Origin of the sequence: Synechocystis sp. LEGE 06083 (assembly GCF_015207725.1) — a bacterium.
GTDB lineage: Bacteria > Cyanobacteriota > Cyanobacteriia > Cyanobacteriales > Microcystaceae > Synechocystis > Synechocystis salina.
This window is the reverse complement of sequence record NZ_JADEWJ010000115.1, coordinates 1-10,664: the sequence shown is the minus strand read 5'-3', so window position 1 is coordinate 10,664 and position 10,664 is coordinate 1. Positions and strand designations below refer to the sequence as shown.

6 protein-coding genes and 1 pseudogene are annotated in these 10,664 nt (G+C 44.6%); 4 read left to right on the top strand and 3 right to left on the bottom strand.

Annotation, left to right across the window (positions count from 1 at the left end; translation table 11 throughout):
* The first annotated feature begins 251 nt into the window (after window positions 1-251).
* From IQ219_RS10330 to IQ219_RS10315, 4 genes are all read left to right on the top strand, one after another.
* A complete protein-coding gene (locus IQ219_RS10330) occupies window positions 252-4,247 on the top strand; it encodes a magnesium chelatase subunit H (RefSeq protein ID WP_194072539.1) in 3,996 nt (1,331 codons plus the stop codon).
* A 57-nt stretch (window positions 4,248-4,304) separates the two neighbouring features.
* Window positions 4,305-4,850 (top strand): hypothetical protein, encoded by a 546-nt coding sequence (locus tag IQ219_RS10325; protein WP_194072538.1) that lies wholly within the window; start codon window positions 4,305-4,307, stop codon window positions 4,848-4,850.
* Window positions 4,851-4,870: 20 nt separating this feature from the next.
* Entirely contained in the window at window positions 4,871-5,293 is a 423-nt protein-coding gene (locus tag IQ219_RS10320) for a FlgT C-terminal domain-containing protein (protein WP_194072537.1), read from the top strand.
* A gap of 350 nt (window positions 5,294-5,643) precedes the next feature.
* On the top strand, window positions 5,644-7,143 hold the full coding sequence (locus IQ219_RS10315; RefSeq protein WP_194072536.1) for a phospholipid carrier-dependent glycosyltransferase: 1,500 nt from the start codon (window positions 5,644-5,646) through the stop codon (window positions 7,141-7,143).
* 100 nt (window positions 7,144-7,243) lie between these two features.
* Here IQ219_RS10315 and IQ219_RS10310 read toward each other — a convergent pair whose 3' ends face one another.
* From IQ219_RS10310 to IQ219_RS10300, 3 genes and pseudogenes are all read right to left on the bottom strand, one after another.
* The gene (locus tag IQ219_RS10310; RefSeq protein WP_194072535.1) at window positions 7,244-9,022 is read right to left on the bottom strand and encodes a hypothetical protein; all 1,779 of its coding nucleotides are present in this window, start codon (window positions 9,020-9,022) and stop codon (window positions 7,244-7,246) included.
* A 684-nt stretch (window positions 9,023-9,706) separates the two neighbouring features.
* Window positions 9,707-10,231, bottom strand: a pseudogene (locus tag IQ219_RS10305) (GGDEF domain-containing protein); the annotation flags it as partial.
* A gap of 30 nt (window positions 10,232-10,261) precedes the next feature.
* Window positions 10,262-10,664: hypothetical protein (locus IQ219_RS10300; protein ID WP_228016924.1), on the bottom strand; the 403-nt coding region annotated here is incomplete at its 5' end.

Here is a 10,664-nt window from a genome sequence, read left to right as displayed (position 1 = left end):
GCTTAAGAATGGGCTGCTTTATTAATTTTTATGTTCTTAGGTTGAGCTTTGTAAACTTGAAATTTTCATTCGCCAATCACTCTCGGAAAAATTGTGAGGCAGAAAGATGGATTTGTTGATGATCGCCGGAGGCTAATTTCCCCCAGAAAGGCGGGGAAGCCCCCACGGCCTCGAATTTTCTGCTAGAAATACCTAGGGGGCTCTTTAAAAAATCCCTTTAAAATCGAACCCTTTAGGAGAACACCAACTATATGTTTACTAACGTCAAGTCCACCATCCGCCGTGTTGATCCCGAAGCGTTACATGGGCGCAAGCTACTCAAGGTGGTCTATGTGGTCTTGGAATCCCAGTATCAGAGCGCTTTGTCGGCGGCCGTTAGAAACATTAACCGTACTAACTCCAGCCTGGCCATCCAATTAACGGGCTATTTGATCGAGGAGTTGCGGGACCCGGAAAATTACGCCAACTTTAAGCACGATGTCAGCGAAGCAAACCTCTTCATTGCTTCCCTGATTTTCATTGAGGACTTGGCCGATAAGGTGGTGGAAGCCGTAACTCCCTACAGAGATAACCTAGATGCGGCGATCGTGTTCCCCTCCATGCCCCAGGTGATGCGCCTCAACAAAATGGGTTCTTTCTCCATGGCGCAATTGGGCCAATCAAAAAGTGCGATCGCCCAGTTTATGAAAAAGCGTAAGGAAAACAGCAGTGGCGCTGGCTTCCAGGATGCAATGTTAAAGCTGTTGCGGACCCTGCCCACGGTGCTGAAATATTTGCCGGTGGAAAAAGCCCGGGATGCCCGCAATTTCATGCTCAGCTTCCAGTATTGGCTGGGGGGCTCCCAGGAGAACTTGGAAAATTTCTTGTTGATGCTGACCGATAAATACGTTTATCCTGATTTGGGCTTAGACAAATTGGTCAACTACCAAGAGCCGGTGGTTTATCCCGATATGGGCATTTGGCATCCCCTATCGATGCAGATGTTTGAAAATGTTAAGGATTATCTGGAATGGTATAACCAACGTCCTGACATTTCCGACGACTTAAAAGATCCCCTCGCCCCTTGTATTGGTTTGATCATGCAGCGGACGCACTTAGTTACTGGGGATGACGCCCATTACGTCGGCATGGTGCAGGAATTGGAGGCTATGGGGGCCAGGGTTATTTGTGTGTTCTCCGGCGGTCTTGATTTCTCCAAACCCGTGGATGAGTATTTCTTGGATAAAAGTGTCAATGGCATGGAGCCGCTGCCGATCGTCGATGCCGTGGTATCCCTAACGGGCTTTGCCCTGGTGGGAGGCCCCGCTCGCCAAGACCATCCCAAGGCGATCGAGTCTTTAAAGAAATTAAACCGCCCCTATATGTGCGCCCTGCCCCTGGTGTTCCAAACCACGGAAGAATGGGAAGCCAGTGACCTCGGTTTGCACCCGATCCAAGTAGCGTTACAAATTGCCATTCCTGAATTAGACGGGGCGATCGAACCCATTATCCTCTCCGGTCGAGATGGTTCCACCGGCCGAGCTATTGCTTTACAGGATCGGTTAGAGGCGATCGCCCAACGGGCCATGAAGTGGGCTAATCTACGGAAAAAACCGAAGCTTGACAAAAAAGTTGCCATTACCGTTTTTAGCTTCCCCCCCGATAAGGGCAATGTGGGTACTGCGGCTTACTTGGATGTATTTGGCTCCATTTACGAGGTGATGAAAGGGCTCCAGGGTAACGGTTACGATGTCCAGGATTTACCTGGCTCTGCCAAGGAATTGATGGAAGCGGTGATCCACGATGTCCAAGCCCAATACAACAGCCCGGAATTAAACATCGCCCATCGCATGTCAGTGGAGCAATATGAACGGCTTACTCCCTATTCCGTGCGATTGGAAGAAAACTGGGGCAAACCACCGGGACATTTGAACAGTGATGGGCAAAATCTGCTAATTTACGGCAAAGAATTTGGCAATGTCTTCATCGGCGTACAACCCACCTTTGGCTATGAAGGCGACCCGATGCGGTTGCTATTTTCCCGTTCCGCCAGTCCCCACCACGGTTTTGCCGCCTACTACACCTATTTGAACCACATCTGGAAAGCCGATGCAGTACTACACTTTGGCACCCATGGTTCCTTGGAATTTATGCCCGGTAAGCAAATGGGCATGTCCGGAGAGTGCTATCCCGATAACTTGATCGGCACCATTCCCAACTTGTACTATTACGCCGCCAACAATCCTTCCGAGGCTACCATCGCCAAACGGCGGGGTTATGCTTCCACCATTTCCTACCTCACCCCCCCCGCGGAAAATGCCGGTTTATACAAAGGGCTACAGGAATTAAATGAGTTAATTGGTTCCTATCAAACCCTCAAGGACTCCGGCCGGGGTATTCAGATTGTCAACACCATCATGGATCAAGCCCGCATCTGTAACCTTGACCAAGATGTGGACTTACCAGACATCAATGCGGAGGCAATGGATCAAGAGCAACGGGATACCATTGTCGGTTCCGTTTACCGCAAGCTGATGGAAATTGAGTCCCGGCTCCTGCCCTGTGGTCTCCATGTCATTGGTCAGCCCCCCACCGCCGAAGAGGCGATCGCCACCTTGGTCAATATTGCCAGTTTGGACCGGGAAGAGGAAGGCATTTTGTCCTTGCCCACCCTGATTGCGGAAAGTATTGGGCGCAACATGGAGGAAATTTACCGCAACAGCGACAAGGGCGTATTAGCTGACGTGGAACTGTTGCAGGACATCACCATGGCGACCCGGGCCGCTGTGGCCGCTCTAGTGCAGGAGCAAATCAACGCCGACGGTCGGGTTTCCTTCGTCTCTAAACTCAACTTCTTCAAAATTGGCAAAAAAGCCCCCTGGGTAAAATCCCTCTGTGATTCTGGCTATACCAACGTCAACGAAGAAAAACTCAAACCCCTGTTTGAATACCTGGAATTCTGTCTGGAACAGGTTTGCGCTGATAACGAATTTGGCGGTTTACTCCAAGCCCTGGAAGGAGAATATGTTCTACCGGGCCCCGGCGGTGACCCCATCCGGAACCCCAACGTGTTACCCACGGGGAAAAATATCCACGCTTTGGATCCCCAGTCCATTCCTACCCTGGCCGCTGTGCAATCGGCAAAGGTAGTAGTGGATCGCCTCTTAGAACGACAAAAGGCGGAAAATGGCGGTAATTATCCCGAAACCATCGCCTCTGTGCTCTGGGGCACGGATAACATCAAAACCTACGGCGAATCCCTCGCCCAAATTATGTGGATGGTGGGGGCCAAACCTGTCCCTGACGCCCTCGGCCGGGTTAATAAAATCGAACTGGTTTCCCTGGAGGAGCTAGGCCGCCCCCGCATTGACGTGGTGGTGAACTGTTCCGGCGTTTTCCGAGATCTGTTTATTAATCAGATGAACCTGTTAGATCAAGCGGTGAAACTAGCTGCCGAAGCCAATGAACCCCTGGAGATGAACTTTGTTCGTAAACATGCCCTCGAACAAGCTGAGGAAATGGGCATTGGGGTACGGGAAGCAGCCACCCGGATTTTCTCGAACGCCTCCGGTTCCTATTCCTCTAACGTCAACTTGGCTGTGGAAAACAGTAGTTGGGAAGACGAAGCTGAATTGCAGGAAATGTATCTCAAACGCAAATCCTTCGCTTTCAACTCCGATAACCCCGGCATGATGGATCAAAGTCGAGATATGTTCGAGCGGGCTTTAAAAACCGCCGATGCCACTTTCCAAAACCTCGATTCTTCGGAAATTAGCTTGACCGATGTATCCCACTATTTTGATTCTGATCCGACTAAGTTAATTGCCACCCTGCGGGATGACGGTAAGGCCCCTGCTGCCTACATTGCCGACACCACCACCGCCAATGCCCAGGTGCGTACCCTATCCGAAACGGTGCGCCTTGATGCCCGCACTAAACTCCTCAACCCCAAATGGTACGAAGGAATGCTCTCCCACGGCTACGAAGGGGTACGGGAACTGTCCAAACGGTTAGTGAATACCATGGGTTGGAGTGCCACCGCTGGGGCTGTGGATAACTGGGTCTATGAGGATGCCAACAACACTTTCATCAAAGATGAGGAAATGTGCAAACGGTTGATGGATCTAAACCCCAACTCTTTCCGCCGTATGGTCAGCACTTTGTTGGAAGTTAATGGTCGCGGCTATTGGGAAACCTCTGACGAAAACCTGGAACGGTTACAAGAGTTATATCAAGAGGTGGAAGACCGCATTGAGGGAGTTGAGTAGAAGATAGAAGTTTGGGGACTGGTTTAAACGCTAGTCCCTTTAACTTAGCTAGAATGTATGAAAGATAATTTCTGGGAACGTATTTGGTCGAGCTTCCGAGAAGTTCAAAATTTTTGGTTTGGATTTCTTGGCGTTGTTCTGGCAATTCTTTTTTCTGTAGTCTCGGGAAAATTTGCTGTTCCTCTTTATCTTCTCGTAATTCTGATGACTATTTTTGTTTTAATTACGTCTACTCTGTTCAGCGCCTATGCTGATCTTTTTGTTAGTTATCAGAAAAGCCAAGAAGATTATCAACGCTTACGTCATCCAACTATTTTGGGAGTTGCTACAGACAAAAAAACAGCAAGTATCATTTGTCGAATCGAAGCTTCAGAGTTATTTGCGATAAATTCTTTAGTTTCATTTTATTACATTGATGATAACGAGTTTGAATCCTTAATCGCAGTAGGCTATGTCAAAAATATTCAGCGGAATAAACAAGCTCAGGTTGAGATTGATATTCCAGATGACACGTATCAAGACATAATAGAAAGATTAAAAAATAATGATAATCAAGTTATTAAGCGAATTTTTATTAGACCAACTATCCCTCGAAACTTTTAATTCATGATTGACTAAGAACCATGGAAAATCAATCCTATGCCCCCATGATTGCTAAATCTGGTGCTTTTCCTGCCAAAGTTGCCAAGGTTATTGATGACTATAAGTTAGTCATTAATCGTGGCAAAGAACATGGTATTCGTGAAGGACAAAGAGTTCTGATTTACCAATTCAATGAAGAGCAGATCGTTGATCCTGACACAGGTGAATCACTGGGAAATTTAGAATTAGTCAAGGGAACTGGTAAAGTTTTTCAAGTAGAAGATAAGTATGCAATCGTCGAGTCTGACAAAAGACATCAAAAACTAGATATTGATCGAGGAGCAGAACGTGTAGCACAGCTTTTTTTATCAGATATTGCTAGTTTTTTGGCAACAAAAGCAAAGGAAAAAGTATTAAGTCCATTTGACAATCCTCAAGTTGGTGATTTTGTTAAACCCATTTAGTCTAAAAATAAAGAAAATAAATGGAGATCGTCTTTGCTTGACATTATCTTTTAAAAAGGTCGCTCTTGAAAGTGAAAGGGGTTTAAATGGCGATCACTTTTTCTCAAGCTTATAAAAATAAAGGTTGTGCCAAGGTTTTTTATTGTGTTTCCCATTGAGGCGATTGCCATCATAGAAAAATAAACGGCGATCGCCGCATGCCGTCTCAATTAAGATCGCCAACTAGTTCAGAACTGCGAAATATCATCCATCATCCCCCACAAAATGAAGACAAAAAGGCAGACCGTCAGGGACTACTTCTGGGATAATACTTAAAAATTTAATTAACAATCTTTATTTATCAATAATTTATGAAAGTACAGTTTTATGAAAAACTAGGTAAGCGCAGAACTCAAAGTATTTTATTGTCTGTTGCAATATTAATTATTTCCTATTTTACTTACTTTCATAATTATAATTATCCCCAGGCAGTCTTTTGGGATGAAAATTATCATATTCCTGCAGCTCAGAAATATCTTAACAGAACTTTCTTTATGTATGAGCATCCTCCACTGGGACCAATGTTAGTTGCCCTTGGAGAGCATTTGCTACACCCTAATAATTTTTCTAATCAGTTTAATGATATTTATTATGCCAAGGATTTTCCTGCTGATTTTTCCTTTGCTGGTTATCGTTTTATTCCAACAATTTGTGCTTGGTTATTGCCCTTGATATTCTTTTTTATTACCCTAAGTTTAGTGGATAATAAGATTATCGCTTTTTTGTTGAGCTTTCTTGTTTTATTTGATAATGCAATGATTGTGCATTTTCGAGCAGCAATGCTGGATGCTCCATTAATGCTATTTATTGCCCTTTCAATTTTATTTTTTCTATTAGCTTTAAAAAATAAAAAATATAATAAATACTTAGCCCTTTCTTCCATTGGACTGGGAGTCAGTGTTGGCCTAGTGGCTACAACTAAAATGACTGGCTTAATTGTCTTATTGTTATTTCCACTGTTATTTTCTAAGCTATTTCCCCATTGGCAAAAAGTTATTTTGTCACTGGGAATTGCATTGATTAGTTTTGTCTTAACGTTTGTGATGGTTTGGCAAATTCATTTTTCTATTGCTAAAAATATCAATTCAAATTTAGATAGTGGTGGATATTTTGATATTTCCACAGAATACAGGGAGTTAATTGATCAGAATAAGCAAAATGAAATTTGGTCATTTCCCCTAAGACTGCAGGAGCATTTTAAGCACGTAAAAAATTATCAAGAGGGCGTACCGAAATTAGACTTAAGCAAGCCAGATGAAAATGGAAGCCCAAGCTTATTTTGGCCTTTGGGAGCCAGAGCAATCAACTATCGCTGGGAAACTGCTGATGGTGTTCTCTACAAATACCTATACTTACAGGTTAATCCAGTGGTCTGGTTTTTGGGACTCAGTGGAACTTTAGGAACAACGGCATTAATTTTTGTTTATATCTTTTTTCCATTACAGGAACCGCTTAAAAATAGGTTCCTAGTGGCTACTTTTTTGCTTCTTTACTGGAGCTATATGATTCTCATTAGTCAGTTGGGTAGAGTGATGTATCTATATCATTACTTCCCAGCGCTGTTATTTAGTTTTTGCTTGTTTGCTCTTTTGGTTGAAGAAACAAGGAAAATAGGAAATTTATTATTAACTACTAAGTACAAAATTTTGATTTTAGCAGTGTTATCGGCAATGGTTCTTGTATCCTATCGCTTTTACAGCCCATTAACCTATTATCAACCTTTAAATGATGAACAGTTCCGCCAGCGCATGATTTTCCCTCTTTGGGATTTACGATGTGTGAATTGTGCAAGAACAGGATTTTACAAATAAAAAAATTAAAGGCATACAACTAAGGCATGCCTCTAACAATCATGAATTGTTGCTTCGGAATCAGAATTCTATTGAGATAAGAGATCTAGTCAGCTTGACACTAGCGACAAGATTTTTGTCCGTTGTTCCATTTACCGCCAGCGGCAATACAAGTCACACGATCAGTAATTGAACTAATGGGAAGAGTAGAACTAACGCTAGACTGAGCGCTTGATGCCATGGAGCTAGTACTTGATGTCGCACTAGATGCAGTACTGGAAACCTGCGAGCTGATACTAGAAGCAGCACCTGACGCTATGGAGCTAGAACTTGAAACACCACTGACCAGGGGTGGTTGAGAAGCAAGACGACCGCCTTGGGCAAGGGGAGATAAGCTTGGCACAGTGCCAGTGGTACTGGTTTCCAAAGATTGCCATGTTGAGCTGGCTCCTATGGCTGGGATAGGATAGGCGGAAGAAGTGGTATTTGTAAATTCGTTGGGAACGGTGTTTGAAGGCTGGGTGGAAACTATCGCTAATTTGCCATTGTTTGATCCACAACTGCCTATCTTGCCGAAACTCTTAACAATGAAAGTACCGTAAAAGTTACCATTGCCAGTTTTACCAAGGGCATAGTTAGGAGCAAGAACAAAGGCGTCCACTGCCCTATTAGAGTTACCGTTCATGCAAATTTCGCCACCAGATGACTTCATACCGAAAATTTGCAGATTCGTCGGAACACAACCGGCTGTGGTTTTGCAGTTACTATTGACACTTGTTGTTTTAGGAATATCTCCATAAAGATAAATTCTGTATTTTTTACCACCACTGTGATCCAGGGTAATATCCCCTAAATTTGAAGGACTGCTGTAATAGTAATAGCCATCGGCCGCCGGTACCTCTCCAACTCTTGGCAAAGAGGCTGAGCCACTCAAGGTATAGGGGGTGACCCCTGTGGGAACGCTAGGAATTGATGGCATTGGGGCGTCAGTTCGATATGCTTCATAGCCTCTCGATTTTTGTGCTGCATTTAATTGACCCATGTAGGTGTTTGAAATATTTCCACCACAGTCGCTGATGGCAATGTCGCCATCAATTGTGCCAGCACTGTCGTTGTAACTAGTTTCCGATTTGCTTAGATCATTAACCCCTCCCTCTTTAACCCATAGTCCGGGAGAAATCGTGCTCACGTCAAAGGGAGTGTCACTTGATTCTGGAGTGACGGAAATAGGGAATGTGGTTGTGATAGTTGTCTTTGTCTCTTTACCGGGAACCTCACCCTCAACGGTCATTTGAGCTAACCAACTCTTTCCGGCAGGAGGATAATAGCTTTGTCCGGTGGCAGAGTCATAGCCTTGATAGCTAAAACTAGTTAGGCGAAATTTGCCTTTGCTGGAGTCTCCTGTAACTAAATCTTTCCCTGTCACTGCTGCGGTACGAAGGTCTTTCAGTGCTGACTTGATTTGGGTTTCCTTTGTCGTAATTTCGGCTGAGGTAGGAGGAGTTCCGCTACTACACGCGCTATTACCTGAGGCTCCACCTCCAGAAGCCAAGTTCGTTGCGATTTTTGTCACATATTTTTGGAGATCAGTGTCATTAATTACAACTGTGCCATCACCGTTAACTGTTATTGCCGTTTCCCATTTATCCTTAGGATACAAAGCCATAAACTTTGAGCCCAGTAAAAAATTTTGTATCTGTGTCACTCCAGCTTCGGCTACTGCCTCTGACTGCTGTTTCATCGCTTTAGATGTGACCTGATTTTGGTCATTCATCCCCTTCATGGCGATCGCCGCCGCCGCCACGGTAATTACCAACCCCCCCATAATCACCATGGGCATGGCGAAACCAGTATTACGTTTGGCAGCGGTGAGAAAATTGAGGAAAAAGCGAGTATTCATGACTGATTTTCAACTGTGAGTAAAAACAAGGTAGGCGAGACGGGAAAGCAACCAATAACAAAAAACAAATGAATTATATTAAAGGCACTGGACTCTGGTTATTGTTTGAAGCGGGGCTAGCTTTTTTTGACGACGTTTCATCTCACCAAACTATATTTTATTATTCCAGTTGACCCACGTATGTGATCCGGATCACAATCTTTTACTTCCTCACTAAGCCGTAAATTTAACCTACCCAGGTGGGATCGGAAAAATAGCACGTAGGTTAAAAACAAGTCAGGCTCAAAGCCCCAAACCCTTGTCAGTCAAGAATTCTAGCCCAATTAAAAATGCCCTGCTGGGGGATAAGGCGGTTGGGAACTGAACCGGAAAAGAGTACTTCGTCCAACACCAATAAAAGTGCGAGCCAGCAATGGCCCCAGATAAATTAGCATCGTGCCCCAACACCACTTGTCAGCAAGCAAATTTAAAGACTTTTCAAGAATTAGTTAAAGTTAAAATTGGGAAAAAGTTAATTAATTTTCACCTGGCTCCCCCGGGGAAAAATCAAGTTGAAAGAGAGCTGTTGGCAAAAAAGACATCAGGATTCCTGGCCCTGGAGGCAAATTAAGGACAAAAGGCGCTGTTGGTTGGTTGCCAATGAACTGGGAAGTCTAAGCTATACCAAAAGTCAACCACATAGGGTCATGGCTCATTGGAGTTAATATCAATGACATCACCTGACGTTTCTGTTGTGGAGTCAGCATTCCCTGGAGATTCAAACACCACTACTTGGTCACGACCCTGGTGCTTAGCCATGTAAAGAGCTTGGTCAGACCGTTGTAAGAGTTGTTGAAAATTCTCTGCCTGGTCGGGAAAACTAGCCAAGCCGAACGACACAGTAATCTGTTTAAAATCAGATTCGGATTCCCCCATGTTCTGTTCTTTTAAAAGTTGTCGAAAAGCCTCAGTCCGCTCTCGGGCATAGGTGAGAGGAGCGTCGGGCAAAATCACCAAAAATTCCTCTCCGCCATAACGACAGACCAAATCAGATAGACGGAAATAGTCTAATAAAAGTTGGGCAAGTTTCACCAACACCACATCTCCAGCCCGGTGGCCCCAACGGTCATTCAACTGTTTGAAATGGTCGATATCAATCATAACGACGGTGAGGGGACTTCGATTTCTTTCCGCCTTATGAATTTCTCGTTTGAGGGCAGTTTCCCAATAACGACGGTTATCTGATTGACTGACAAAAGTTTAAGAGGACTCGTAGGAATAGACCTGGAGAGTAAACTCAAGGGCATAAAGGCGGCGGTGATGCTGACGAAGGGAAGCCATAGCCGGTTCAGGGTCTTGATGGGAGAAAAAAGCGACCTGATGGATAATGTGCCATCCATTGTAGAAGGCAGTCTTCAACCAATCCCAACCGAGACGTAAATAACTGTGGCCGCGAAACCAATGGGGGTCGACCCAACGACGGTGGCCATGTTCAACGACCGTTAACCCTTGTGCGGTTGCAAATAAAGTGGCGACAGCCAAGAGAAACCATAATCGGGAAAAAGCACAGACAGAACGAATCTGTGATTTCTGGATATTCCAGACATTGGACTGGTCATCTAAAAAGCTCTCTTCAATCTGGAAGCGCATGCCATATTCAGCA

Excerpts from the sequence above, each read along its gene's own strand:
- IQ219_RS10310 (WP_194072535.1), bottom strand. The coding sequence starts at position 9,022 with ATGAATACTCGCTTTTTCCTCAATTTTCTCACCGCTGCCAAACGTAAT.
- IQ219_RS10325 (WP_194072538.1), top strand. The coding sequence starts at position 4,305 with ATGAAAGATAATTTCTGGGAACGTATTTGGTCGAGCTTCCGAGAAGTT.
- IQ219_RS10330 (WP_194072539.1), top strand. The coding sequence starts at position 252 with ATGTTTACTAACGTCAAGTCCACCATCCGCCGTGTTGATCCCGAAGCG.
- IQ219_RS10320 (WP_194072537.1), top strand. The coding sequence starts at position 4,871 with ATGGAAAATCAATCCTATGCCCCCATGATTGCTAAATCTGGTGCTTTT.
- IQ219_RS10315 (WP_194072536.1), top strand. The coding sequence starts at position 5,644 with ATGAAAGTACAGTTTTATGAAAAACTAGGTAAGCGCAGAACTCAAAGT.